This is a genomic window from Dactylosporangium sp. CA-233914, assembly GCF_050942935.1.
In the GTDB taxonomy this organism is placed as follows: domain Bacteria; phylum Actinomycetota; class Actinomycetes; order Mycobacteriales; family Micromonosporaceae; genus Dactylosporangium.
Map to the genome: position 1 here is coordinate 6,211,474 of NZ_CP192030.1, position 23,577 is coordinate 6,235,050.

At 73.1% G+C, this 23,577-nt stretch carries 23 protein-coding genes and 1 pseudogene; 5 read left to right on the forward strand and 19 right to left on the reverse strand.

Annotated elements, in window-relative coordinates; all coding sequences use genetic code 11:
* Positions 1-40 precede the first annotated feature (40 nt).
* Genes ACQPY0_RS27725 through ACQPY0_RS27760 form a run of 8 tightly spaced genes read right to left on the reverse strand, consistent with a single transcriptional unit; the run spans position 41 to position 11,006 of the window.
* On the reverse strand, positions 41-1,756 hold the full coding sequence (locus tag ACQPY0_RS27725) for an ABC transporter ATP-binding protein (protein ID WP_432994278.1): 1,716 nt from the start codon (positions 1,754-1,756) through the stop codon (positions 41-43).
* Complete coding sequence (locus tag ACQPY0_RS27730) at positions 1,746-3,509, reverse strand: ABC transporter ATP-binding protein (RefSeq protein ID WP_432994280.1); 1,764 nt, start codon at positions 3,507-3,509, stop codon at positions 1,746-1,748. Before ACQPY0_RS27730 ends, ACQPY0_RS27725 begins: the two co-directional genes overlap by 11 nt.
* Complete coding sequence (locus ACQPY0_RS27735) at positions 3,502-5,115, reverse strand: dipeptide ABC transporter ATP-binding protein (protein ID WP_432994282.1); 1,614 nt, start codon at positions 5,113-5,115, stop codon at positions 3,502-3,504. Before ACQPY0_RS27735 ends, ACQPY0_RS27730 begins: the two co-directional genes overlap by 8 nt.
* On the reverse strand, positions 5,112-5,936 hold the full coding sequence (locus ACQPY0_RS27740) for an ABC transporter permease (protein WP_432994284.1): 825 nt from the start codon (positions 5,934-5,936) through the stop codon (positions 5,112-5,114). The genes ACQPY0_RS27735 and ACQPY0_RS27740 overlap by 4 nt, the downstream gene beginning before the upstream one ends.
* Positions 5,933-6,919 (reverse strand): ABC transporter permease, encoded by a 987-nt coding sequence (locus ACQPY0_RS27745; protein ID WP_432994286.1) that lies wholly within the window; start codon positions 6,917-6,919, stop codon positions 5,933-5,935. Before ACQPY0_RS27745 ends, ACQPY0_RS27740 begins: the two co-directional genes overlap by 4 nt.
* A 3-nt stretch (positions 6,920-6,922) precedes the next feature.
* A complete protein-coding gene (locus tag ACQPY0_RS27750; protein WP_432994288.1) occupies positions 6,923-8,557 on the reverse strand; it encodes an ABC transporter substrate-binding protein in 1,635 nt (544 codons plus the stop codon).
* Between the two features lie 26 nt (positions 8,558-8,583).
* The gene (locus ACQPY0_RS27755) at positions 8,584-9,774 is read right to left on the reverse strand and encodes an acyl-CoA dehydrogenase family protein (RefSeq protein WP_432994290.1); all 1,191 of its coding nucleotides are present in this window, start codon (positions 9,772-9,774) and stop codon (positions 8,584-8,586) included.
* A complete protein-coding gene (locus ACQPY0_RS27760) occupies positions 9,771-11,006 on the reverse strand; it encodes an LLM class flavin-dependent oxidoreductase (RefSeq protein ID WP_432994292.1) in 1,236 nt (411 codons plus the stop codon). The genes ACQPY0_RS27755 and ACQPY0_RS27760 overlap by 4 nt, the downstream gene beginning before the upstream one ends.
* A gap of 160 nt (positions 11,007-11,166) precedes the next feature.
* Between ACQPY0_RS27760 and ACQPY0_RS27765 the strand changes: the two genes are divergently transcribed.
* From ACQPY0_RS27765 to ACQPY0_RS27775, 3 genes are all read left to right on the forward strand, one after another.
* A complete protein-coding gene (locus tag ACQPY0_RS27765; protein WP_432994294.1) occupies positions 11,167-11,655 on the forward strand; it encodes a flavin reductase family protein in 489 nt (162 codons plus the stop codon).
* Positions 11,656-11,873: 218 nt separating this feature from the next.
* Complete coding sequence (locus ACQPY0_RS27770) at positions 11,874-12,440, forward strand: RNA polymerase sigma factor (RefSeq protein ID WP_432994296.1); 567 nt, start codon at positions 11,874-11,876, stop codon at positions 12,438-12,440.
* Positions 12,437-13,255 (forward strand): hypothetical protein, encoded by an 819-nt coding sequence (locus tag ACQPY0_RS27775; protein ID WP_432994298.1) that lies wholly within the window; start codon positions 12,437-12,439, stop codon positions 13,253-13,255. The genes ACQPY0_RS27770 and ACQPY0_RS27775 overlap by 4 nt, the downstream gene beginning before the upstream one ends.
* Positions 13,256-13,640: 385 nt before the next feature.
* Here the strand turns inward: ACQPY0_RS27775 and ACQPY0_RS27780 are convergent, their stop codons facing one another.
* The 6 genes and pseudogenes from ACQPY0_RS27780 to ACQPY0_RS27805 all read right to left on the reverse strand — a co-directional run bounded on the left by ACQPY0_RS27780 (position 13,641) and on the right by ACQPY0_RS27805 (position 18,179).
* Entirely contained in the window at positions 13,641-14,042 is a 402-nt protein-coding gene (locus ACQPY0_RS27780) for a rhodanese-like domain-containing protein (protein WP_432995415.1), read from the reverse strand.
* A pseudogene (locus tag ACQPY0_RS27785) lies at positions 14,022-14,861 on the reverse strand (sulfurtransferase); the annotation flags it as partial. The pseudogene ACQPY0_RS27785 and the gene ACQPY0_RS27780, both read right to left, overlap by 21 nt.
* 1 nt (position 14,862) lies before the next feature.
* A complete protein-coding gene (locus tag ACQPY0_RS27790; protein WP_432994300.1) occupies positions 14,863-14,997 on the reverse strand; it encodes an FAD-linked oxidase C-terminal domain-containing protein in 135 nt (44 codons plus the stop codon).
* Positions 14,998-15,147: 150 nt separating this feature from the next.
* Positions 15,148-16,128 carry a ketopantoate reductase family protein gene (locus tag ACQPY0_RS27795; RefSeq protein WP_432994302.1) on the reverse strand — a complete coding sequence of 327 codons (981 nt, stop codon included), beginning with the start codon at positions 16,126-16,128 and terminating at the stop codon, positions 15,148-15,150.
* The gene (locus ACQPY0_RS27800; RefSeq protein WP_432994304.1) at positions 16,125-17,231 is read right to left on the reverse strand and encodes an LLM class flavin-dependent oxidoreductase; all 1,107 of its coding nucleotides are present in this window, start codon (positions 17,229-17,231) and stop codon (positions 16,125-16,127) included. Before ACQPY0_RS27800 ends, ACQPY0_RS27795 begins: the two co-directional genes overlap by 4 nt.
* Before the next feature lie 78 nt (positions 17,232-17,309).
* Positions 17,310-18,179, reverse strand: coding sequence for a LysR family transcriptional regulator (locus ACQPY0_RS27805; protein WP_432994306.1), 870 nt, complete (start codon positions 18,177-18,179; stop codon positions 17,310-17,312).
* Positions 18,180-18,229: 50 nt separating this feature from the next.
* Between ACQPY0_RS27805 and ACQPY0_RS27810 the strand changes: the two genes are divergently transcribed.
* Complete coding sequence (locus ACQPY0_RS27810; RefSeq protein WP_432994308.1) at positions 18,230-18,367, forward strand: hypothetical protein; 138 nt, start codon at positions 18,230-18,232, stop codon at positions 18,365-18,367.
* 222 nt (positions 18,368-18,589) lie between these two features.
* Here the strand turns inward: ACQPY0_RS27810 and ACQPY0_RS27815 are convergent, their stop codons facing one another.
* From ACQPY0_RS27815 to ACQPY0_RS27830, 4 genes are all read right to left on the reverse strand, one after another.
* Positions 18,590-19,261: a hypothetical protein gene (locus ACQPY0_RS27815; RefSeq protein WP_432994310.1), complete on the reverse strand. Its 672-nt coding sequence runs from the start codon at positions 19,259-19,261 to the stop codon at positions 18,590-18,592.
* A 127-nt stretch (positions 19,262-19,388) separates the two neighbouring features.
* Positions 19,389-21,632 carry a catalase/peroxidase HPI gene (gene katG / locus ACQPY0_RS27820; protein WP_432994312.1) on the reverse strand — a complete coding sequence of 748 codons (2,244 nt, stop codon included), beginning with the start codon at positions 21,630-21,632 and terminating at the stop codon, positions 19,389-19,391.
* Positions 21,629-22,072: a Fur family transcriptional regulator gene (locus ACQPY0_RS27825; RefSeq protein ID WP_432994314.1), complete on the reverse strand. Its 444-nt coding sequence runs from the start codon at positions 22,070-22,072 to the stop codon at positions 21,629-21,631. The genes katG and ACQPY0_RS27825 overlap by 4 nt, the downstream gene beginning before the upstream one ends.
* 38 nt (positions 22,073-22,110) lie before the next feature.
* Positions 22,111-22,296, reverse strand: coding sequence for a substrate-binding domain-containing protein (locus ACQPY0_RS27830; RefSeq protein WP_432994316.1), 186 nt, complete (start codon positions 22,294-22,296; stop codon positions 22,111-22,113).
* 217 nt (positions 22,297-22,513) lie between these two features.
* Here ACQPY0_RS27830 and ACQPY0_RS27835 point away from each other — a divergent pair, with 217 nt between their 5' ends.
* Entirely contained in the window at positions 22,514-23,056 is a 543-nt protein-coding gene (locus ACQPY0_RS27835; RefSeq protein ID WP_432994318.1) for a DUF488 domain-containing protein, read from the forward strand.
* Between the two features lie 7 nt (positions 23,057-23,063).
* On the opposite strand, the gene ACQPY0_RS27840 is transcribed toward ACQPY0_RS27835, so the two are convergent.
* The gene (locus ACQPY0_RS27840; RefSeq protein ID WP_432994320.1) at positions 23,064-23,426 is read right to left on the reverse strand and encodes a hypothetical protein; all 363 of its coding nucleotides are present in this window, start codon (positions 23,424-23,426) and stop codon (positions 23,064-23,066) included.
* Between the last annotated feature and the right edge of the window lie 151 nt (positions 23,427-23,577).

A 23,577-nucleotide genomic window follows, 5' to 3' on the forward strand; every position in this document is an offset into this window, starting at 1 on the left:
CCGCCGGGCCACCCGTGGTAGACCGGGGGCCCGCGCGGCCTCACCGGTGGGCTTCCTCCGGTGCGTCGACGAGTGCCGCGGCGATGAGGTCGGCGTAGGGGCCGGGCGTCCCGGCGAGATCGGTGTGGTGGCCGGCCTGGACCAGGCGGCCGGCGGCGAAGACGAGGACCCGGTCCGCGGTCGCGGCCGTGCGCATCCGGTGGGCGATCGACACGGTGGTGCGGCCGCGGGTCAGCACCGCCAGGGCCCGCTGCACGACGGCGTCGGTGGCCGGGTCGATGCCGGAGGTGGCCTCGTCGAGCACCATCAGGTCCGGGTCGACCAGCGCGGTACGGGCCAGGGCGACGAGCTGACGCTCACCGGCCGAGAGGCGTTCGCCGCGCAGGCCCACCGGCGTTTCGAGGCCCTCGGGCAGGGTCGCGAACCAGTCGCGCAGGCCGAGCCGCTCGATGATGCGGAGGGCGTCGGCGTCGGTCGCGGCCGGCGAGCCGAGCCGGACGTTCTGCCCGATGGTGGCGTCGAACAGGAACGGGTCCTGCGGGACGACGACGACCCGCCCGGCCAGGGAGGCGTCGGTGAGCCGGCCGAGCGGGACGCCGCCGAGCAGGATGGTGCCGGCGCACGGCTCGAGGCGGCGGGTCAGCAGCTTCGCGAACGTCGACTTGCCCGACCCGGTGCGCCCGACGATCGCGATGTGCTCGCCGGGCGCGATGTCCACGCTGACGTCGTGCAGCACCAGGGGGCCGTCGCCGTACCGCGCGCCGACCCCCGCCACGCGGACGCCGACCGGGCCGGGCGGCAGCGGCTCGCCGTCGCGGACCACGGCGCTCGGCATGGCCGCCAGCTCGCGGGCCCGCCGCCAGCCGGTCAGCGCGTTCTGCGCCTCACCGAGACTCTGCACCAGAAACTGCAGCGGGCGGACGAAGAAGCCGACCAGGAACACCATCGCCACGATCTGCCCGGCGCTGAGCCGCGGCGCCGCCGGGTGCCCGGACAGCGCCCACCAGACCCCGCCGAGCAGCACCGCCACGGTCATCGTGGAGATGGCCAGCTCCCCGAGCGAGGTGTTGGCGTGCAGCGGCACGAGCGTGCGCACGAGGCTGTCGCGGGCCCGGTCGACGGCCGCGTCCAGGCGGGCCCGGGCGCGCGCCTCGGTGCCGGTGGAGCGGATCACCGCCGCCCCCAGCACCGACTCGGTCACCGCGCCCTGCAGCGCCGACAGGTCACGCCGCGCGCGGTCGTAGCGGCGCGCGATGACCCGCTGCATGCCCAGCATCGCGCCGAACGCGAGCGCGGCCAGCACCAGCACCGGCACGGCCAGCAGCCGGCTGTAGGCGAGCATGACGGCGGTGGCGACGAGCAGCTGCGCCACGTTGGTGAGGAACTGGATGCCGCCGCCCTGCAGGAACGTGGTGACCTGATCGACGTCGGCGGTGAGCCGGGCGGTCAGGTCACCGCTGGCGAGGCGATCGGCGGTGCCCGCCGCGATCTCGTGGACCCGGCGCAGCCCGGCCCGGCGCAGGTCCGCGAGGGCCCGCTCGACCCGGGCGTGCAGGCGCCGGTTGAGCAGCGTCGAGGACACCCCGGCCAGCAGCACGGCCGCGCCGCCGACGGCGACCGCGGGCCCGACGACGGCCGGGGCCAGGGCGGCGTCCACGGCGTACTGCACGCTGAGCGGGGCGATGACCCGACCGGCCCCGGCGAGCAGCGCGAGCCCGCCGGTGACGGCGAGCCCCCGCAGGCGCTCAGCCGGCATGGGCGTGCTCGTGGGCGTCGACGATGCGCCGGTACGCCGCGATCGCCAGCAGGTGCGGGTGCGGCCCGGCCGCCGTGATCCGGCCGCCCTCCAGCAGCACCACCCGGTCGGCGAGCGCCACCGCGGCGGGCCGGCTGGTCGCGAGCAGGATCGTGGTCCGCCCGGCCAGCCCGCTCAGCCCGGCGAGCACCTGTCGCTCGACGCGCGGGTCGAGCGCCGACACGGCGTCGTCGAGCACGAGCAGCCGCGGCTCGCGCAGCACCGCCCGGGCCAGGCAGAGCCGCTGCCGCTGCCCGCCCGAGAGCGTCGCGCCGCGCTCGCCGACGACGGTGTCCAGGCCGGCGGGCAGCTCCCGGACGAAGTCCTCGGCGGCGGCGACGTGCAGCGCGGCCCAGAGCTCCTCCTCGGTGTACGGGCGGCGGTGGCGGGGGTGCCCGGCGAGGGCGAGGTTGTCGCGGATCGACTCGGCGAACAGGAACGAGGTCTGCGCGACGACGGCGACCTGCTCGGGCACGGCGGCGAGGTCGCGCACGTCGGTGCCGTCGAGGAGCACGGCGCCGCCGGTGGGGTGCTCCTGCCCGGCGGCGAGGTCGAGCAGGGTGCTCTTGCCGCCGCCGACCGGGCCGACGACGACGGTGACGGTGCCCGGCTCCAGCACCAGGTCGACGCCGTCGAGCAGCCGGTGCCCGTCGCGGACCACCCCGGCGCCGCGCAGCTCGACGCGCAGGGCGCGGGTTCCGGCCGGCCGGCGACCGGCGGGCCCGCCGGCGATGGCGTGGGAAGCGTCCAGCACCGACCGCACGCGGGCGCGGCCGGCTCCGGACATCGGCAGCATCGACAGGAACCGGCTGATGACGTTCAGCGGGATCGAGATGGTGATCAGCAGGTACACCACCCCGACGAGATCCCCGACGCTGAGCCCGCCGGGGCCGACCCGCGGCGCCCCCACGGCCAGCACCGCCAGCACCGCCGCGGTCGGCAGCAGCTCCAGCAGCGGGTCGAAGAGCGAGCTGACGGACGCGATGCTCAGGTTGGCCGCGCGCAGCCGCTCGACGGCCGGGGCGAAGCGGGCGTCCTCGGCGGCGGTCAGGCCGAGGCTGCGCACCACCGGGCCGCCCTCGATCGACTCGTGCGCCACCGCGCCGACGGCCGCGCGCGCCGCCTGGGTCTCGGCCGCCCGCGGGGCGAGCCGGCGCTGGTACACCACGTTGAGCCCGAGCACCAGCACCACGAGCACCAGCCCGACCAGGCCCAGGGCCGCATCGCGCACGAACAGCTCGCTGAGCGCGAGCAGGAGCATGAAGACCATGCCGAGCGCGAAGTACGCGAACTGCATCGGCGACCACAGCGCGTCCACATCGGACACCGCGTGGGCCAGCAGCCGGCCGGGGGAGCGGCGGCGGTGCCAGGCCGGGCCGAGCTCGAGGTAGCGGCGGACCACCGCCCGGCGGGAATCGGCCTGGGCGCGGTACTGCACCCGCCCGGTCGCGATCCCGCGGACGAAGATGGTGCCCCACCGCACCGCCGAGATACCCATGATGAGCAGGGCGCTGAGCCACCAGGCGGACCCGGGCACGGGCCGGCCGGACAGTGCCGGCACCACCACGTGGTCGGTGGACCAGCCGATCGCCGCCGCGCCGGCGACCATGGTGGCCCCGTTGAGCAGGCCGGTGATCGTGGCGAGCGCCGCTGGGCCGGGATGGGCGCGCGCCCCGGCGAGCTGGGCCGCCAGGGCCCCGAACCGTTCAGGCATGCACGTCGGCCCGGTGCGCCGCGGACCGCCCGGGGACGGCGTCGAGCAGCTCCCGGGTGTGCGGGCTCTGCGGGTTGCCGAACACCTCGGCCGCCGGCCCCTCCTCGACGACCCGGCCGCCGCGCATCACCGACACCGTGTGCGCGAGCTCGGCGACGACGGCGAGGTCGTGGGAGACGAAGAGGTACGACAGGCCCAGCGCCTCCTGCAGTTCGGCCAGCAGCCGCAGGATCTGCTCCTGCACCAGCACGTCCAGCGCGGAGACGGGCTCGTCGAGCATGAGCAGCTCGGGGCGCAGGGCCAGGGCCCGGGCGATGGCGACGCGCTGCCGCTGGCCGCCGGAGAGCTCGCTCGGGCGCCGGTCGAGGTACGCCGTGGGCAGCGCGACCTGGTCCAGCAGCTCCCGGGCCCGCGCCTCCCGCTCGCGCCGCCCGCCGACCCGGAACGCCACCAGCGGCTCGGTGACCGACTGGCGGACGGTGAACTTCGGGTCCAGCGCCGCGAACGGGTCCTGGTGCACGAGCTGGGCCCTGCGCCGCAGTGGCCGCAGCTGGTTCCAGCTCCGACCGGCGATCTCGGTGCCGTCCAGCACGATCGATCCGCTGGTCGGGGCCTCCAGGCCGAGCGCGATGCGCAGGGTCGTGGTCTTGCCGCAGCCGGACTCGCCGACGAGGGCGTGGGTGCGGCCCCGGGGCACGGTGACGCTGACCCGGTCCAGGGCGTTGAAGCCGCGCGTGCCGCGCCGCAGGTCGCTGACGGCGAACGTCTTGCTCACGTCGGTGAGGCTCAGCACCGGCTCCGGTGGCTCCTCGCCGCGCACGTCGAAGCGGGCCTCGACCCGGCCGCCGTGGGCCAGGCGCGGCGCCGCGGCGATGAGCCGGCGGGTGTACTCCTCCCGCGGGTCGGTCAGAATCGTGCCCGGCTCGCCCTCGTCGACCTTGCGCCCGTTGTGCATCACCAGCACCCGGTCGGCGCGGTCCGCGGCCACGGCCAGGTCGTGGGTGATGATGAGCAGCGAGATGCCCTGCTCGCGGACCAGCCCGCCGAGGTGGTCGAGGATGCGCCGCTGCACGGTGACGTCCAGGGCGCTGGTCGGCTCGTCGGCGATGATGAGCTTCGGGCGCCCCGCGAGGGCGATCGCGATGAGGACCCGCTGGCGCAGGCCACCGGAGAGCTCGTGCGGGTACTGCCGGGCGCGCAGCTCGGGGTCGGGGACGCCGGCCTGGCCGAGGTACTCGATCGGGTCCGCCCCGGCCTCGGCGACCTGCGCGCCGATGCGCTTGGTGGGGTTGAGGCCCACCATCGGGTCCTGCGGGATCAGCCCGACGACCGAGCCGCGCAGCCGGCGCAGGGCGCGCTCCTTCGCCCCGGCGATCTGCACGCCGTCGATGAGCGCCGAGCCGGCGGTGATCCGCCCGTTGGCGGGCAGCAGGCCGATGAGCGCGTTGGCGGTGGTGGTCTTGCCCGAGCCGGACTCGCCGACGATCGCGACCACCTCGGCCGGGTTGACGGTGAGGTCCAGGCCGGTGACCGCCGGGGCGATCCGCCGGTGCCGGAGGTATCCGATGTCGAGGCCGGTGACCTCGACCAGGGGTGCGGCCGTCATCTGGTCAGCTCCTGCAGGGTCTTGGAGATGTGGTTGAGGCTGATGACGAGCAGGGCGACGAACAGGCCGGGCAGCAGGCTCAGCCACCACGCCGTCACGAGGTAGTTGCGGCCGTCGGCGATCAGCGTGCCCCACTCGGCGGCCGGCGGTGCGGCGCCGAAGCCCAGGAAGCTCAGCGAGGCGATGGCGATGATGGCCACGCCGCCGTCGAGGACGGCGAGCACGGCGACCGGGCCCCACGAGTTGGGCAGGATGTGCCGCAGCAGGACCCGGCCCCAGGAGGCGCCGGCGGCGCGGGCGGCCTCGACGTACGGCAGCGTCTTGACCCGCAGCACCTCGGCCCGGGTGGTGCGGGCGAAGCCGGGGACGATGCCGACGCCGACGGCGACCGCGACCGCGACGGTGCCGTAGCCCAGCGCCGTGACGATGGACAGGGCCAGCAGCAGGCCGGGGATGGCGAGCAGGACGTCGATGAACCGCATGAGCAGCGCGTCGGTGGGCCCGCCGAAGAAGCCGGAGACGATGCCGAGCGTGAGTCCGGCGGCCAGGGCGATGCCCAGCGCGATGAGCGTCGCCTGGATCGTCAGCGGTGAGCCGTACAGCATCCGCGTCCACAGGTCCCGGCCATAGTTGTCGGTGCCGAACGGGTGGCCGAGGCTGGGCGGCAGGATCGCGAGCTCGGGGTGGGTGTCGTACGGCCCGCCGGAGGTGAACAGCCGCGGCCGGAACGCCGAGACGACCACGAACAGCACGTAGCCGAGGGCGACCAGGAACGCCGGCTTGCGCACCAGCTGCCCGAGCGAGCCCAGCAGGTTGCTCACAGCGCGCCTCCCTCCGGGGCGGCCACCGGCGGCCGGGCCCGGCCGCCGGTGTAGGAGATCCGCGGGTCCAGCAGCGGGTAGAGCAGGTCGACGACCAGGTTGACGAGCACGAAGATGGCCGCGGCGATGGTGACGACCGCCAGGACCACCGGCACGTCCTGCGACAGCACCGACTGCTGGGCGAGGTTGCCCAGGCCCTCCCGGGTGAACACCGTCTCGACCACGATCGAGCTGGTCACGGTCAGCCCGACGATGACGCCGAGGATCGTCATCGCCGGCAGGGCCGCGTTGCGGAACGCGTGGCGCAGGTGCACCGCGGAGCGCGACAGGCCCTTGGCCCGCGCCGTGGCGATGTAGGGCTGGTGCAGGGTCTCGTCGAAGGTCTTGATGAGCACCTGGGCCAGCACCGACGAGGTGAGCACCGAGATCGTCGCGACCGGCATGACCAGCGACGCCGCGCCCTGGGTGCCGGTCGCCGGGAACCAGCCGAGCTGGAAGGAGAAGAACTGGATGAGGAACAGCGCGACGAAGAACTGCGGGAACGAGGCGCCGAGCGCGGGCAGGCGGGTGAGCACCAGCCGGGCCGGGCCCCAGCGCACGAACGTGGCCAGGTACGCCAGGGCCGAGCCCGCGACCAGCGACACCGCGGCGGCGCTGACGCTCAGCAGCAGCGTCTGGCCGATCCGCTGGCCGATGAGGTCGGTGACCGGCACGCCCTGGGAAAGCGAGGTGCCGAAGTCGCCGTGCAGCACGCCGGCCAGGTGGTGCCAGTACTGCTCCCAGATCGAGCGGTCCAGCCCGAAGCGGTGCCGCTGCGCCGCCAGCTGCTCGGGGCTCAGGCTGTCCTGCTGGATGCCGGCCGCGGCCAGCTGCAGCTGCATCGGGTCGCTCGGCAGCAGGTACAGGATCGCGAACGTCAGCGTGAAGGCCGCCCACAGCACGGCCACCGCCTGGCCGATGCGCCCGGCGACGTAGCGGGCCACCGCTCAGTCCTTCCAGACGTCGTTGAGCTTCAGGAAGCTCTCCGAGGTGAACGCGAAGCCGTGCACCTTGCCGCTGACGCCCGCCTTCTGGACCCGCTCGAACACCGGGAACGTGATGCCCTCCTCGAGCAGGTAGTCCTGCAGCTCGGCGTACGCCTGCTTCGTCTGCTGCTCGTCGGTGCTCTGGATCGCCTTGCCGAACAGGGCCTGGATCTTCGCGATTCCCTCGGGCGAGGCCGAGCGGCGGGCGAGGGCCTTGGAGTTGGCGACGTCGGGGTTGAGGATGAACTGCAGGGCACCGGGGTCGGCCCGGGTGAAGTAGGTGCCGGTGAGGTCGTACTCGCCGTTGGGCAGGTAGGTGGTCTGCTGCGCGTTGGTGAGCGTGCGCAGGCTGAGGTTGATCCCGGCCTTCTTCAGCTGGGCCTGCAGCAGCTCCGCGCCCGGGCTGAACTGCGTGATGGGATAGTCGATGACGAGCTGGGCGCCGTGTTTGTACCGGTACCCGTCCTTGCCCACCGTCCAGCCGGCCGCCTCCAGGGTCTTCTGGGCGCCGTCGGGGTCGTAGCCGAGCTTGGCGGACTTGTCGGTGAAGTACGGCGTGGTCGAGTCGAACGCGCCCTGCACCACGGGGTAGTTGGCGCCGAACACCGTCGTGGCGTAGGTTTTGCGGTCGATCGCCTGGTTGAGCGCCCGGCGCACCGCGGGGTCGCCGAGCACGTGGCCGTCGGCGGTGTTGGCGAAGAGCGTGTACGACACGCCGGGCAGGGCCCGCTGCTCGACCTTGTGCCCGGAGCGCTGGATGAGCTGCTCGTCCTGGGGCGTGAAGGGGTTGCGCGGCCAGGCGACGTCGACCGCGCCGCTGATGAGGTTGCCGGTGCGGACGCTGTCCTCGGCGACGTAGTTGAACACGACCTTGTCGAGGTACGCCTCGCCCTGGTTCTTCGACAGCGACGAGCCCCATGTGTACCCGGCCCGCTTGGTGAGCACCGTCTCGATCTTGGCCGTGTAGTGGTCGAGCACGAACTGGCCGGAGCCGACGACGCCCTTGCCGGTGCAGCGCTCGGCCGGGGTGAGCCCGTACTCGGCCGGATCGGTGATGGCCAGGTTGGTCGTCGACGTCGCCTGCAGGAACGAGGAGTTGGGCTGACTGAGGTGGAACGCGACCGTGCCGGGGTCGACGACACTCGCGCCGGTGAGTCCCTGCACGTAGGACGCGCCGTAGGCGGCACCGTTGGTGGCCTTCACGGTGGCGATCCAGCCGGCGGCGTTGTCGGCGACCGCCTGGGCGTCGAGCTTCTTGCCGTTGGCGAAGGTCACACCGTCGCGGAGCTTGAAGGTGTAGGTCAGGCCGTCCGGGCTGATCTGCCAGCTCGTGGCCAGCCACGGCACGACGGCGCCGGTCTGCGGGTCCTGGTCGGTGAGCGAGTCGGCGAAGTTGCGGATGATGGAGCGGCTCTCGATCCAGTACACCTGGAACGGGTCGATGCACGGCAGGGTCGCGTTGTCGGGCCAGAACGAGACCTTGAGCGTCCCGCCGGACTTCGGCGGACCCTCCCCGCTGGTGGCGGCCGGGGTGCCGCCGCCGCATGCGGCCAGCGCCAGGACGGCGGCGCCGACGATCGGCAATCGAAGTCTCATGAAGGGTCCTTTTCGGTGTTGGGGGATCAGACGCCGAGGATGCGGCGGCCGCTCGCGAGCAGGACGGTGTCCTCCTGCGGCGGGTGGACTCGAATGCAGAGCGCGTCGCGCAGGTGCCGCTCCAGCGGGTGGTGCTTGGACAGGCCGGGGTTGCCCAGCGCCGCCACCGCCGTCTGGGTCGCCGCGATCACCGCGCGGGCGATGGCGACCTTGATCGCCGACAGCTCGGTCAGGATCGCCGCGTCACCGGCCTCGATGCGCAGCAGCGCCCCGTGCAGCAGGGTCTCGGCCGTGACCACCTGCAGGTCGATCTCGCCGGCGACGGACTGGATGCGCTCGGTCCGCGCGATCGGCCGGCCCAGCGCCGTGGGCACCCGCTCGCGGGCGAACGCGGCGAACGCCGAGCGGGCCGCGCGCGCGACGCCGATGTACAGCGCGGGGTGGCCGAAGCTGCCCGGGCCGGCCGCGGCGGCCGGGTCGCGGTACACGCCGTCGGCGCCGCGCGGGATCTCGGTGAAGGCGTCGGCCGCGACGCGCACGTCGCCGTAGACGACGTCGTGCGTGTTCGACGCGCGCAGCCCGAGGTGGTCCCAGGTGTCGACCCAGCTGATGCCGGGGGCGTCGCCGGGGACGACGACGTGGCCGACCCGCGGCCGCTCGGGGTCGCCGCCGGGCTCGTCGGCGACCGCCCACACGACGTGGTAGGCCAGCGCCGCGCCGCCGGTGGCGTAGGCCTTGCGGCCGTTGAGCACCCAGCCGTCGGCGGTGCGGGTGGCGGTGGTCTTCGGCAGCCCGCCCCGCGCGGGCGCGCCGAGCTCGGGCTCGGCGCGGATCGCGTTGACCGGCGCCGGGCCCGCGAGCGAGCGGCGCAGCAGGTCGTCGTAGGCGGCCGCGGACCAGCTCGGCCGGGCCGCCTGCGCGGCGTGGGTGAGCAGCGTGTTGGCGGCGATGAGGCCGACGGAGGCGTCGCCCTCGCCGATCGCGGTGAGGATGCGGGCGATCTGCCGCGCTCCGGCGCCCGGCCCGCCGAACTGGGTGCCGACGGCGGCGGTGAGCAGCCCGGCGCGGTGCGCGGCCGCGAGGCCGGCCCAGGGCAGCTCGCCGGTGCGGTCGTACTCCGCGGCCGTGGACGCGATCTCGGCGGTGACGGCGGCCAGGGCCGCGTCGGAGAGGTCCGGGGCGGCGAAGACGACCGGGGGAGCGCCGGCGGCCGTCACTGCCGGCCCGCCGTGGCGAAGGCGGCGTAGCGCGGGTCGTAGTTGCCGGGGTGCTCGGCCTGCAGCGTGCCGCGCTGACCGGTCGCCTGGCGGTGGGCGAGCTCCTGGCGGACCAGCGGCAGGACGTGCCGGCCGTAGTCGACGGCGTCGGCGAGGGTGTCGTAGCCGCGGATGGACACCAGCGACGCGCCGTGGTCGATGTAGTCGAGGATCGCCGCGGCGACGGTCTCCGGGGAGCCGACCAGCGCCGTGGAGGCGCCGGCGGCGTTGGTCACCGCGGCCGTCTTCGTCCACAGCGCCCGGTCGTAGAGCTCGGCGCGCTCGGCGAAGGTGAGGGCCCGCTGGGAGCCGACGTTCTGCGGTGCCCCCGGCGCGAGCCGCCGCGCGGCGTGCGCGCCGCTGCGGAACGTCTCGGCGATCCTCGCCACGTACTCGCGGGCCTTCTCCCAGGCCAGCTCGTCGGTCCTGGCGATGATCGGGCGGAACGTGACCCAGATCCGCGGCGGCGTGGTGCGCCCGGCGTCCCGCGCGATCGCGTTGACCCGGTCGATCTCACCGCGCAGGTCCGACAGCGGCTCGCCCCAGAAGCTGAAGATGTCGGCCTTCGCCCCGCCGACCGCGAACGCGTCGTCGGACTGGCCGCCGATCGAGATCGGGATCGGCGTGTCGTACGGCGGGAAGCCGGGACCGAAGTCGTCGAAGCGGAAGAACCGCCCCGCGTGGCTGAACGGCGCCGGCTCGCTCCACGATCGGCGCAGGATGTCGATGTACTCCGAGGTGCGGGCGTAGCGCTCCTCCTTCGGCAGGTAGTCGCCCTGCCGGGCCTGTTCGGCGTCGGAGCCGCCGGAGATGAGGTGGACCACGGCCCGGCCCTCGGTCAGCTGGTCGAGGGTGGCGAGCTTTTGCGCGCCGACGGTCGGCGGCGTGGTGTTGGGCCGCAGCGCGACGATCGGGCGGATCCGCTCGGTGAGCTGCCCGACGGCGCTCGCCACGACGAACGAGTCCGCGCTGTTCGAGCCGTACGGCAGCAGCGTGTAGTCGTAGCCGCTGTCCTCCAGCGCGGCGACGTAGCGGCGGAAGAACGGCAGGTCGATGCCGCGGGTCGGGATCGGGTCGAGCTCGGTGGACGGGTTGAGGTGCGACAGGCTGATGAACTCGACCGACGGCGAGGCGGTCGGCGGGATGTCGGGGCCGAAGTCGGGCGCGCCGGTCATGCTCGGTTCCTCTCTCATCTCCTAGTTTCCCTATCAGACTGATAGGAAATTCCCGCCATGTCCAATGGAAAATCGCGCTCGGCACCGACCGAGATTCGCGATCGGTCGACGGGGTCGCAAATCATACTTAGCGGATAGGGTTGAGGTCGGATTCGTCGATGGAAGGAAGGCGATCGGCATGAGCGCGGTGCTCGATTCCGCGGACCTGCGCCGGGTCTTCGGCGCGTTCCCGACCGGCGTCACGGCCGTGGCCGCCCTGGTCGACGGCGTGCCGCTCGGCCTGGCCGCCAGCTCGTTCACGTCGGTGTCGCTCGATCCACCGCTGGTGTCGGTCTGCATCGCGCGCACATCGGGCACCTGGCCGCGGCTGCGCCGGGCCGCCCGGCTCGGGGTCAGCGTGCTCGCCGCGCATCAGGAGCACCTCGGCCGGCAGCTCAGCGCCCGGGTGGCGGACCGGTTCGCCGGCGCCACGTGGCGGGCCAGCCGCAACGGGGAGATCCTGCTCGACGGGGCCTGCGCCTGGCTCGACTGCGGCATCGAGCGCGAGATCCCGGCCGGCGACCACGACATCGTGCTGCTGCGCGTCCACGCGCTCGACGCCGACCCGGACACGGCGCCGCTGGTGTTCCACCGCAGTGCGTTCGGCCGGCTGCAGCGCGCCGCCTGACCGACGTAGGAGCCCGTTGTCAAGCTGGTTGGTTGGTACGTCTTGAGGGGTTTGTTCCCGGGGTAAGTGACAAGAGCTTGTGCGGAGCGCGGCGGGGCCGGCCCTTGGTCAGACGCGAGCTTGGCGGCTCTACGGTATGGCCGACCCGCCCGCGGTCATTTCGCAATCGCGTGCAACAGAGTTCGGCGTGCCGGCAATAGTACGGTGTGACGGTCCAGATGAGCCCCACCGACCAGGAGTTGTGGTCGGCGACGGCGGCCGGCGATGCGGCGGCCTTCGCCGTGCTGTTCGACCGCTACGCGCGGGCGGTGTACAACCACGCATTCAAGCTCACGGGCTCCTGGTCGCTCGCCGAGGATGTCACCCAGTCGGCATTCCTTGTCGCTTGGCGCCGGCGTGCGGACGCTCGCCTGGTCGACGGTTCTGCGCTGCCCTGGCTTCTCGTGGTCACCGCCAACACGGCCCGCACCGAGTCTCGCTCCGCACGACGCTGGCTCGCGCTGCTGCGACGGCTTCCGGCGGAGCGTGCCACCGACGCTGATCTGTCCGACGAGGTCGCGGCCCGCGTCGACGACGAACGGCGGATGCGCGCGATCCTGGCCGCCGTGCGTCGATTGCCGCATGCCGAGCGGGAGGCGGTCGCATTGTGCGTGTGGTCCGGCGTGTCGTACGCCGACGCCGCCGCCGTCCTCGGCATCAGCGAGACCGGGCTCCGTTCCCGGGTCAGCCGGGCACGCGCCCGGCTGACCCGCCAACTGTCAGACGACACCGCGGAGGATCGATGAACGACCTGTTCACCCCACCGGTGGGGCGGGATCTCCCGCCCGGCAGGGTGCAAGAGATGCGCACCAAGCTTCTCGCCGACATCACCGGACCGGCGCGGCCGGCGCGGCGTCGTGTCGGTGTTGGGCTCGTCCTCGCCGGCATCGTCGCTGTGGCTGCTGTCGGGGTATCGGCGTGGTCCGGCGGGGACGGTGAGCAACTGCTGGCACTCGGACCCGACGAGATGTCGCCGTCGCTGCGAGCGGCGGCCGAGCGGTGCCTCGAAATGAACGACAGGCATGCCCGGCTGCCGGTAGCCAGTGCTGATCTGGCCGTGGGGGCCGAGCATGGCGACCATGTCGCGCTGCTGTTCCTCACCGAGGATCATTATCTCGCCTGTGATGAGTGGGACCCGCCGCACCAGAGCCGATCCGGAGGCATGGCCATCGACACCGACAGGCCAAACTGGCAGCACGACTGGCTGCCGGGGCCGGTTGACCGGCTACTGCTGACCTCGACCGAGCGCGATGGCGGCGACGTGGTCGCCGTCGGGCGGGTCAGCGCACGGGTGCACCGGCTGGTGCTTGAGCACGGCGACGGCAGGACGACGGTAGCGCGCATCGCCAACGGCGCCTTCGGGCTCATCGCTCAGGGCGACATCCGCGAACGCAACAGCCCAGCGTTGGTCAGTTACGACAACGCTGGCAACGAGATCGACCGCCGGCCATTGTTCGTTCCGTTCGACCGACTCGGGCGGTGCTACGTCGACCCACAAGGAACCGTCGTCTACGGCGAGCCCGGCCCCGCCTGCCTGCCAGCCGAACCCTGGATCCGCTGAACAATGGTCGCATCGCGGGCTCGCTTATGACGGTACTCCGCGGCGAAAGCGCTGCTCTTCGGCCGGAGGTGGCCCGGGTCGACACTGAGATCGCTGACGTTCGGCCGATTACGATTCGATCTTGAGCGGGCCTCATGATCCCGCCCAACGCATACGCCTTCACCGTGGCCGTCCGCCGGCCCAGCACCCGCCCGTCATGATCCATCAACGCGGCGACCTGCTTATCCTCACCCAGACCGATCGCCAGGATCGTCCGGTCGGGGGCGGATCACCGCCCGCAACACCTGCACTCAAACCCTTAAATCCTTCGAAGTCTTTCTACGGGCAAGGCGACCTCGGCCGGCTGCGGAGCGCCGATCGGGGCGCGCCGCAGCCGGCCCGCGATTCACGCCCTCGGCGCGGAAATGGATGGCGTGGCGGTGGGCGGGGTTACCGGCAGGCCGGCGGCGGCCCAGGCGGCGAAGCCGCCCTCCACGTGTACGACGTCGGTGAAGCCCTGCTCGATGAGCGCCTCGGCGACCGGGCGGGAGCCGTCGACGGAGCCGCAGACGACCACGATCGGGGTCTCGTGCGAGGTGATCGGGGCGTGCCGGTCGGGGGAGTCCAGGCCGAACTCCTCGGCCAGGTTGGTCCGGTCGGCGATGATCGCGCCGGGGATCGCGCCGTCGGCGGCCCGGCGCGGGGCGCTGCGCACGTCGACGAGCACGGCGCCCGCGGCGACGCGCCGTTCGGCGTCGGTTGGCGGCACCAGCGGTACGACTGCGAAAGGATCTTCGCCCGTCACCACGGGCCGGTCGGGCAGCGTCGCCCACTGCGACCACGAACCCGGGTAGAGCACCACGTCCGAGATGCCGGCCAGCCGGAGAGCGGCGATCTGGTGGGCCGCGGTGACGCCCGATCCGCAGTAGACCCCGACGGCGCGGCCGGGCGTCACGCCCAGCCTCGCGAAGCGCTCGGCGAGGACCTCCGGGGCGGCGAAGGTGCCCTCGGCGGTGAGGTTCTCGGTGGTCGGCGCGCTGACCGCGCCCGGGATGTGGCCGGGCCGCGTGTCGATGCTGTTCGGCTCGCCCCGGTAGCGCTCGGCGGCCCGGGCGTCGAGCAGGATCCCGCCGGCGGCCACCAGCTGGGCGGCGCCGTCGGGGCCGACCGACGGCAGCGCGCCGGGGGTGAGCACGACGTCGCCGGGCTCGGGCCGCTCGTCGCCGGTGGCGACCGGGTGACCGGCCGCGCGCCAGGCCGCGAGCCCGCCGTCGAGCAGCCGCACGTCGGCGAGGCCGGCCCAGCGCAGCAGCCACCACGCGCGGGCAGCGGCGAGGTTGCCGTTGTCGTCGTAGGCGACGACGGTGTCGCCGGCGTTGATGCCCCAGCGGCGGGTGGCGGCCTGCAGCGCGCCCGGGTCCGGCAGCGGGTGGCGGCCCTGCCCCTCGGCGGCGGGCGCGGCCAGCTCGGCGTCGAGGTCGACGTAGACGGCGCCGGGGACGTGGCCGCCGAGGTACTCCGGGTGCCCGGGCGGGCCGCCGAGCCGCCACCGCACGTCGAGGAGCCGGACGCCGTCCAGGCGCTTCGCCAGGTCGTCGGCGCGGATGAGGACGGGTGAGTCGGACATATCAGATGGCCTTTCCGGGATTGAGGATGCCGGCGGGGTCGAACAGGTCCTTGATCCGGCGCTGCGGGGCCAGCGCGTCCGGGCCGAGCTCGCGCTCCAGCCAGGCCCGCTTCAGCAGGCCGACGCCGTGATCCATGTGATCAACGCGGGTGCGGTGGTGGATCCGGCGCGGCGCTCGGCGCTCACGGTCCCGCCAAGCATGATCGTGCCGGGGCCAGCGCTGCGGGCCCGCACGACCGCGCGCGGCGGGCCGTCCGGTATCCAGCCGGAGCGGTCGGTGTACACCTCAGACACCGGCGTGTTCCGCGACGGCGAGGAGGTCGGCGATGCGGTGGGTGCCCGGCGCGAGGCCGGCGGCGGCCTGGGCGCCGAGCAGGCGCTGCAGCCGGGCGTTGAGCGGGGCCCGGGCGCCGTGGCGGCGGGCGAGCCGGACGACCTCGCCGTTGAGATGGTCGATCTCGCTGGAGGTGCCGCGGGCGAAGCTCTGCCAGGTGGACAGGCGGCCCGGGACGTGGCCGGGGACCGGGTCGATGGTGAGCGTGAACGGGCCGGGGCCGGCGGGGGCGGGGGCGATCCCGGCGGCGGCGAACGCCGCCTCGGCCTCCGCAGTCAGCAGGGCGCCGGCGCGGGCCTTCTCCTCGTCGGTGCCCTCGAGCAGGTCCAGGCCGTTGCGGACGTTGCCGAGCAGCTTGCGGGCCTTCCAGGCGGAGATGTCGGGGACGCTCACCGTGCCGAAGCCCGCCCGGGTGAGCTCGTCGGCGTAGCGCTCCTGGTCCGGGTCGGGCCGGTCGGGGTAGCGGCCCAGCCAGGCGACGCCGATCAGCGGGTAGGACGGGCTCACCACCTCGCCGGGGGTCAGGTAGCTGGCGGCGACGGCGACGCTCACGCCGTACACCCGCGGAAAACGGCGCAGGGCCGCCTCCTCCGTCGCCAGGCCGTTCTGCAGGGTCAGCAGGGGCAGGTCGGCGCCGAGGCCCCGGCCCGCCGGCCGCCACGCCCAGGTGGCGAGCGCCTCGTCGGCGTCCTGGGCCTTGGTCGCCAGCACCAGCACGTCGTCGGCCGCCAGCCGGACCTCGCCGGGGCCGCCGGCGACCGGCACCCGCACGACGTCGTCGCCGTGCGGGCGGCGGATGCGCAGCCCGGCGGCCCGGACCGCGTCGAGCTGGGCGCCGCGGGCGACGAGGACCGTGTCGATGCCGGCCAGCGTGAACTGGGCGGCGAGCAGGCCGCCGACGGCGCCGGCGCCGATGACGACGTAGCGGCTCACTTGGCGGCGCCGATCGTCTCGCGGTGGGCCAGCTCCTGGCGCACGAGCGGGATGATGTACCGACCGTAGTCGATGGCGTCGTCGAGGTTGTCGTAGCCGCGGATGGAGATGAGCTCGGCGCCCAGGTCGACGTAGTCGAGGATCGCGGCGGCGACCGTCTCGTAGCTGCCGACGAGCGCTGTGGAGGCGCCGGCCGCGCCGGTGGCGGTCGCGGTGGGCGTCCACAGCGCCCGATCGTGTACGTCCTTGCGCGCGGCGATCTCCAGCAGCCGCTGGGATCCGACGTTGGCCGGGGGCTCGTTGCCGCCCCACCGCTGCTTGGTCGACCACAGGCCGGAGCCGGCGCGCTCCTGCAGAACTCGCCGGATGCGCTCGGCCTTCTCCCAGGCCAGGGCGTCGGTCGCGGCGACGATCGGGCGGAACGTGACCCAGATCCGCGGGCTGTCGGCACGCCCGGCCCGGCGCGCCTCGGCGGCGATCCGGTCCATCTGCTGCCTGGTGTCGGCCAGCGGCTCGCCCCACAGGCCGAAGATGTCGCCGAGGGCGCCGCCCACGCGGTACGCCTCCTGCGACGACCCGCCGACGGAGACCGGGATCGTGCCGTGCACCGGGCGCACCAGCGAGACGAAGTTCTCGAAGGAGTAGTACTTCCCGGCGTGATCGAACGGCTCCCGCGACGTCCAGACCCGGCGCAGGATGCGGATGTACTCCTCCTCGCGCTCGTAGCGCTCGGCCTTGGCGAGCCGGTCGCCCTCCCGCGCCTGCTCGGCGTCGCTGCCGCCGGCGATGAAGTGCACGACCGCGCGGCCGCCCGAGAGCTGGTCGAGGGTGACCAGGGCCTTGGCGGCGACGGTCGGGTACATCGTGTTGGGCCGCAGCGCCACGATGGGCCTGAGCCGCTCGGTGACTCCGGTGAGCGCCACCGCGACGCCGAACGGGTCGTGGAAGGCGGAGTTGTACGGCACGAGCGTGTAGTCGAAGCCGCCGTCCTCGAGCACCCGGGCGTAGCGGCGCAGGAAGGCGACGTCGATGACCGGGTCGCCGCGGCCGTTGACCTCGTTGCTGGCATTGACGTTGATGGCGGAGATGAATTCGACCGGCATGGTTAAAGCCTATTAAGCCGATGGGAATACATCCAATGCGGTTCTCGGCTCACCACCGATCGGCTCCGCCGATCGTTCTCATGCGACGCTGCGCAGGTGGGCGCGGGTCGCGAAGAAGTCCTCGATGACCCGGCAGGCCATCCGCTCCAGCTCCGGGTCGATGCCGCGCCGGGCGGCGACGTGCAGCCCGACCGTGCCGACCTCGGGCAGCTGGTGCAGCGCCACCAGGCCCGCGGGCGCCCGTCCGGTGCTGGGCAGCAGCGCCACCCCGAGCCCGGCCCGGACCGCCGCGACCACCCCGTCGAGGCTGGTCGACTCGGCGATGACGTCGGCCGGCTCGCCGGCCAGTTCGAGGGTCTGCAGGGCCCGCTGCCGCAGCCCGCACGGCTCCTCGAACGCCACGACCCGCCAGGGGGTGCCGTCGCCCGGCGGGGTGAACTGGGGCGCGGCGTACCAGTGCAGCGGCAGTTCGGCGACCGGCGTGCCGAAGGGTTCGGCCCCGGCCAGCACCACGGCGAGGTCGAGCGCGCCGCGGGCCACGCCCTGCGCCAGCTGTGTCGACCGGTCGATGCGGAACCGCACCGAGCGCCCGGGAAACCCGTGCCGCATCGCGTCGAGCAGCTGCGGCAGCATCTGGTCGGCGGCGTGCTCCGTGCAGCCGACCAGGATCACCCGCTCGGTCACGACCTCCAGCCGCCGCAGCGACTCGTCGTGCACGGCCAGGATGCGCCGCGCCTCGACCAGCAGTGCCTCGCCCGGCGCGGTGAACCGCACACCGCGCCCGGCCCGCTCGACCAGCGGCTCCTTGAGGCGTCGCTCCAGCAGCCGGACGTGCTGGCTCACCGTCGACTGGCTCACCCGCAGCGCCGCGGCGGCCCGGTGGAACCCGCCGCAGTCGGCGATCGTCACCAGCGTGCGCAGGTGTACGAGATCCAGGGGGTCGGGCATGGCTCCTCGGCTATTGCTGCAAAGTCGATGGGTGCAGTAGGTTACCAGCCGTGCTGGTGACGGCCCTGCTGTTCGCCGGCGCCCTGGCGGCGCTGCTGCTGCGCTGGGACGCCGCGTTCTGGGTGCTGGCCGGCCTCACGATCGTGTGGCAGCTCGCCCTGCTGGAGCGCGACCGGCGCCGCGGCTGAAGTCGGCCGAGACCTGCCCGGCGATGCGGCGTAGCTGCCGGTCCGCGGACAGTTCGGCCCAGGGCTGGGCCTCCATCGGCGCGTCGGTGCCGAATCCGACCAGGAGGTGCGCGAACCGGATGACCCGGTTCACGGTACGCGTGACGGTGCCCTGCAGGTACAGATGCTGCGTCATGGATCCCAGCGTAGCCGATATCCTATTTTCCCGATAGGAGTTACGCCTCAGCCGCCCTTCTGCTCGGTGGCGTCCGGGCGGATGCGCTCGGTGGCCAGGACCTCGCCCTTGGCGTCGTACGCCGTCAGCAGCGGGTAGTGCTCCTCCGGCAGCGGGGTCGTCTCGCCGGGGCGGTTCGAGACGTTGCCGGGGATCGGGTCCCCCTTGCGGTGCAGCCAGAAGACGGTGACGCCGGGCTTGGGGGTCCAGCGGGCGAACTTCGCCTCGTACGTCGTGCCGCCCGATCGGCTGGTGATGCGCTCCGCGTCGGCGTAGACGGCGCCGTACTCGATCAGCAGGCCGTCCGGGGCGACGCACTGGCCCACGAAGAAGAACTTGCCGGGCACCGTGGCGAGCTGCTTGGTCATGGCGCGGCCGCCCAGGCAGACGTCGTCGACGTCGATCGCCCCGGTGGTGGTGCTCCGCGAGGCCTGGGCGAGGTACGGGTGGTCCGGTTCGCCCCAGAAGTACAAAATCAGCTCCTTGCCGTTGACCACGATGCCGGTCGGCATGGAGTTGCCGGTCGTGTGGGCGCTCGGCCCGACCGAGAACGGCACCGAGGACGGGGTGACCAGCCCGCCGCCGGGCGGCGGCCCGGAGGTGGCGTTGGCGGTGCAGGCGGCCAGCGCCGCGACCAGCACGCCGCTCAGGACCAGGACCGGCTTGGTGCGACTGCGCATCGGTACCCCCTCGACGGACGCGGCGCGGCGCTCAGTGTTCCATACGCGTCAAGGGGTCCGGGACCGTGCGATGCCGCGAGCCCGGCCGATCCGCGAAGATCGGCCGGGCTCGTCGGCTGGGGTCGGATCAGGCCAGGTCGAACCGGTCGGAGTCCATGACCTTCGTCCAGGCCGCGACGAAGTCCGTCACGAACTTCTCGCGGGCGTCGCTGCTGGCGTAGACCTCCGCGAGGGCGCGCAGCTGGGAGTTGGAGCCGAAGATGAGGTCCACCGCGGTGGCGGTCCACTTCAGCTCGTCGGTGGCCGCGTCGCGGATCTCGTAGACGTGCTCCTCGGACGCCGAGGCCTTCCACCGCGCGCCCGGGGAGAGCAGGTTGGCGAAGAAGTCGTTGGTGAGCACGCCGGGCCGGTCGGTCAGCACGCCGTGCGCGCTGCCGCCGACGTTGGCCCCGAGGGAGCGCAGGCCGCCGACGAGGACGGTCATCTCGGGCGCGGTCAGGTCGAGCATGTAGGCGCGGTCGACGAGCAGCACCTCGGGCTGGATCTTCTCGCCGGGGCGCAGGTAGTTGCGGAACCCGTCGGCGCGCGGCTCGAGGACCCGGAACGACTCGACGTCGGTCTGCTCCTGCGTGGCGTCGGTGCGGCCCGGGTGGAACGGCACGCTCACCTCGACGCCGGCGTCGCGCGCCGCCTTCTCCACGGCGGCCGAGCCGGCCAGCACGATCAGGTCGGCGAGCGAGATCTTCGCCCCGCCGGCCTCGTTGAACTCCCGCTGGATGCCCTCGAGGGCCGGCAGGACCGTGGCGAGCTGCTCGGGCTGGTTGACCTCCCAGCCGCGCTGCGGCTCGAGGCGGACCCGGGCGCCGTTGGCGCCGCCGCGCTTGTCGGTGGCGCGGAAGCTCGCGGCGGACGCCCAGGCGGTGGCGACCAGCTGGGCGGTCGTGAGGCCGGACTCCAGGACCTTCGCCTTGAGGGCGGCGACGTCGGCGTCACCCACGAGCTCGTGGTCGACGGCCGGCACCGGGTCCTGCCACAGCTGGGGCTCGGCGACCCAGGGGCCCAGGAAGCGGGCGACCGGGCCCATGTCGCGGTGCAGCAGCTTGTACCACGCCTTGGCGAAGGCCAGCGCGAACTCGTCCGGGTTCGAAAGGAACCGGCGCGAGATCTTCTCGTACGCCGGGTCGACCCGCAGCGCGAGGTCGCTCGTGAGCATCGTCGGCTTGTGCTTCTTGGCCGGGTCGTGCGCGTCCGGGATGATCGCCTCGGCGTCCTTGGCGACCCACTGCTTCGCGCCGCCGGGGCTCGTGGTGAGCTCCCACTCGTGGCCGAAGAGGATCTCGAAGAACCGGTTGCTCCACTGCGTGGGCCGGTCGGTCCAGGTCACCTCGAGGCCGCTGGTGATGGTGTCGGCGCCCTTGCCGGTGCCGTGGCTGCTCAGCCAGCCGAGGCCCTGCGCCTCCAGCGGCGCGCCCTCGGGCTCCGCCCCGACGTGGTTGTCGGCCACGCCGGCGCCGTGGGTCTTGCCGAAGGTGTGGCCGCCGGCGATCAGCGCGACGGTCTCCTCGTCGTTCATCGCCATCCGGCCGAACGTCTCGCGGATGTCCCGGGCTGACGCGAGCGGGTCGGGGTGGCCGTTGGGCCCCTCCGGGTTGACGTAGATCAGGCCCATCTGCACGGCGCCGAGCGGGCCGGCGAGTTCCCGGTCTCCGCTGTAGCGCTCGTCGCCGAGCCAGGTGTCCTCCGAGCCCCAGAAGATCTCCTCCGGCTCCCAGACGTCCTCGCGGCCGAAGCCGAAGCCGAAGGTCTTGAAGCCCATCGACTCCAGGGCGACGTTGCCGGCGAGCACGAGCAGGTCGGCCCAGGAGATCTTCTGGCCGTACTTCTGCTTGACCGGCCACAGCAGCCGCCGGGCCTTGTCCAGGTTGGCGTTGTCCGGCCAGCTGTTGAGCGGGGCGAAGCGCTGACCGCCGTCGCCGGCGCCGCCGCGGCCGTCGTGGATGCGGTAGGTGCCCGCCGCGTGCCAGCTCATCCGGATCATCAGGCCGCCGTAGTGGCCGAAGTCGGCCGGCCACCAGTCCTGCGAGGTGGTGAGCACCGCGGCGATGTCCCGCTTGAGGGCCTCGACGTCGAGCTTGCCGAACTCCTCGGCGTAGCTGAAGTCCGTGCCCAGCGGGTTGCCCTTGGACGAGTGGGCGTGCAGGACGGAGAGGTCGAGCTGGTTGGGCCACCAGTCACGGTTGGTGCGCGGACGGCCGCCGGTCTTCGGGCTCGGCGAGCCGATCGCCGGGTTCTCGCTCTCGGTGCCGTTCGCGGTCACCGAGTCGTGCGCGACCGGGCAGCCGGTCGGCTGCTGGTCCTGGGTGTCGCTCATGAGATTCCTTCCGAAGTGGGCGAGTTCCTGGCCGCGCAGTCGGGGCAGTCGCCCCAGTACACGACCTCCGCCTCGTCGATCACGAACCCGTGGTCGTCCGAGGCGGTGAGACAGGGGGCGTGGCCGGCGGCGCAGTCGACGTCCGCGATAACGCCGCAGGAGCGGCACACGACGTGGTGGTGATTGTCACCGACGCGGGACTCGTATCGGGCGATCCCGCCGGGCGGCTGGATGCGCCGGATCAGCCCGGCATCCGTCAGCGCGCGCAGCACGTCGTAGACCGCCTGGTGCGAGACCGCCGGCAGTTCCTCGCGCACGAGCGCGAGGACCGTTTCGGTATCGATGTGCGGATGGTCGCGCAGCGTGGCGAGCACGGCCAACCGTGGCCGGGTCACGCGTAGGGAGACCGCCCGCAGCTGCGCCTCGAAGATCGGCGCCATGGCGACGACCTTACGCCCCTAATCTGGAATAGTTCAAGTTATGGGGACGGTGCGGTGCTGCCGCGCACGACGAGCTCGCCGATGGCCAGTTGTAGCACCATTCGCGCGGCCGTTGCGCCCATTTCGGCGAATGGCCGGCGAACAGCCGTCATCGGCGGGCCGCACCAGCGGGTCCCCTCGATGTCGTCGAAGCCGACCACGCTCAGGTCGGCGGGGATGCGCACGCTACGACGCCCACTTCGCCGGCGCCGAGGCGGTGTCGCAGATGCGCCGCCGCTGGGCGGCGAGCGCCTCCACGCGCGGGTGGCGCGACCAGATCAACACGTACTTCTTCCGCAAAGTCCGGCATCCCCGCCGCCCACGGCCGGACCATCGACTGACGCGACGACCCGCAGCAGTAGCGCCGCCCCGGTCGCCATGTCGTGACGGATGATGAGGCATGTGGTGCGAATCTGTACCGTCGGGCACGGCGCGCGGCCGATCGGGGGCTTCCTGGCGATCCTGATCGAGGCCGGGGTCGACACCGTCGTCGACGTGCGCCGGTTTCCGGGGTCCCGCCGGCATCCGCAGTTCGGGCGGGACGCGCTCGCGGCCGCCGTGCGGGACGCCGGGATGCGATACACGTGGCAGGGTGAGACGCTGGGCGGGCGGCGGCACGGGCGGCCCGGCTCCCGGCACACCGCGCTGCGCAATGCCGCGTTCGCCGCCTATGCCGACCACATGGACACCGCGGAGTTCCGCACGGCGCTCGACGGGCTGATCGCGCTGGCCGAGACCGAGCTGCCGGCCGTGATGTGCGCCGAGACGCTGTGGTGGCACTGCCACCGCATGCTGGTCGCGGACGCCCTGGTGATGCGCGGCGCGGCGGTCGAGCACCTGATCGAGCCCGGCACCGGCCAGCCGCACCGCCTCACCGAGGGGGTTTGCCGCGGCGCGGACGGCTGGCCGGTGTACGACGCGCAGCCGACGCTGCCCGGCCTGTGACCGGGTGTCAGCCGCAGTTGTCCGTGAACTGGTACCAGGTGTAGCCGCTGCTGCCGGGCGTGAAGATCGGCCCGACGTGGTACGTGTTCGGCGTCGTGCCGTTGCAGACATAGGTCAGCGACCCGTTACCGGACGCGACGAACGCCCACGGGTAGCTGGAGACGCCGGTGTACCGCTCCAGGACCAGGTAGGCGGTGCTCGAACCCGGGCACGCGTTGGTCGCGGTCACCTGGATCGCCGAGCTGGTGATCGAGTAGGAGTAGTTGAATCCGTAGCAGGAGGCGGCGGCCGGGCGTGCCACGGCGGCCTGGGCGGGCACCAGGACGGCCGCGGCCGCGACGGTGCTCATGGCGATGGCTTTGAGCTTCATGGATCAACCACCCGTACTCGTTGAGTCAACATGGTCTATATGACGCCCACGATCGTAGCTTTGCTGACATCCTCGCGCAATAACTCGATGATCGCTTGCAAGATGCCGTAAATGGCGCATCATCGGCGTGATGGATCGTTTCGCCCATGCT

Coding starts and splice junctions, on each gene's coding strand:
- ACQPY0_RS27760 (WP_432994292.1), bottom strand. CDS start 11,006: ATGAGAGAGGAACCGAGCATGACCGGCGCGCCCGACTTCGGCCCCGAC.
- ACQPY0_RS27725 (WP_432994278.1), bottom strand. CDS start 1,756: ATGCCGGCTGAGCGCCTGCGGGGGCTCGCCGTCACCGGCGGGCTCGCG.
- ACQPY0_RS27800 (WP_432994304.1), bottom strand. CDS start 17,231: ATGCCGGTCGAATTCATCTCCGCCATCAACGTCAATGCCAGCAACGAG.
- ACQPY0_RS27750 (WP_432994288.1), bottom strand. CDS start 8,557: ATGAGACTTCGATTGCCGATCGTCGGCGCCGCCGTCCTGGCGCTGGCC.
- ACQPY0_RS27730 (WP_432994280.1), bottom strand. CDS start 3,509: ATGCCTGAACGGTTCGGGGCCCTGGCGGCCCAGCTCGCCGGGGCGCGC.
- ACQPY0_RS27770 (WP_432994296.1), top strand. CDS start 11,874: ATGAGCCCCACCGACCAGGAGTTGTGGTCGGCGACGGCGGCCGGCGAT.
- katG (WP_432994312.1), bottom strand. CDS start 21,632: ATGAGCGACACCCAGGACCAGCAGCCGACCGGCTGCCCGGTCGCGCAC.
- ACQPY0_RS27735 (WP_432994282.1), bottom strand. CDS start 5,115: ATGACGGCCGCACCCCTGGTCGAGGTCACCGGCCTCGACATCGGATAC.
- ACQPY0_RS27765 (WP_432994294.1), top strand. CDS start 11,167: ATGAGCGCGGTGCTCGATTCCGCGGACCTGCGCCGGGTCTTCGGCGCG.
- ACQPY0_RS27840 (WP_432994320.1), bottom strand. CDS start 23,426: ATGAAGCTCAAAGCCATCGCCATGAGCACCGTCGCGGCCGCGGCCGTC.
- ACQPY0_RS27815 (WP_432994310.1), bottom strand. CDS start 19,261: ATGCGCAGTCGCACCAAGCCGGTCCTGGTCCTGAGCGGCGTGCTGGTC.
- ACQPY0_RS27825 (WP_432994314.1), bottom strand. CDS start 22,072: ATGGCGCCGATCTTCGAGGCGCAGCTGCGGGCGGTCTCCCTACGCGTG.
- ACQPY0_RS27790 (WP_432994300.1), bottom strand. CDS start 14,997: ATGGATCACGGCGTCGGCCTGCTGAAGCGGGCCTGGCTGGAGCGCGAG.
- ACQPY0_RS27775 (WP_432994298.1), top strand. CDS start 12,437: ATGAACGACCTGTTCACCCCACCGGTGGGGCGGGATCTCCCGCCCGGC.
- ACQPY0_RS27805 (WP_432994306.1), bottom strand. CDS start 18,179: ATGCCCGACCCCCTGGATCTCGTACACCTGCGCACGCTGGTGACGATC.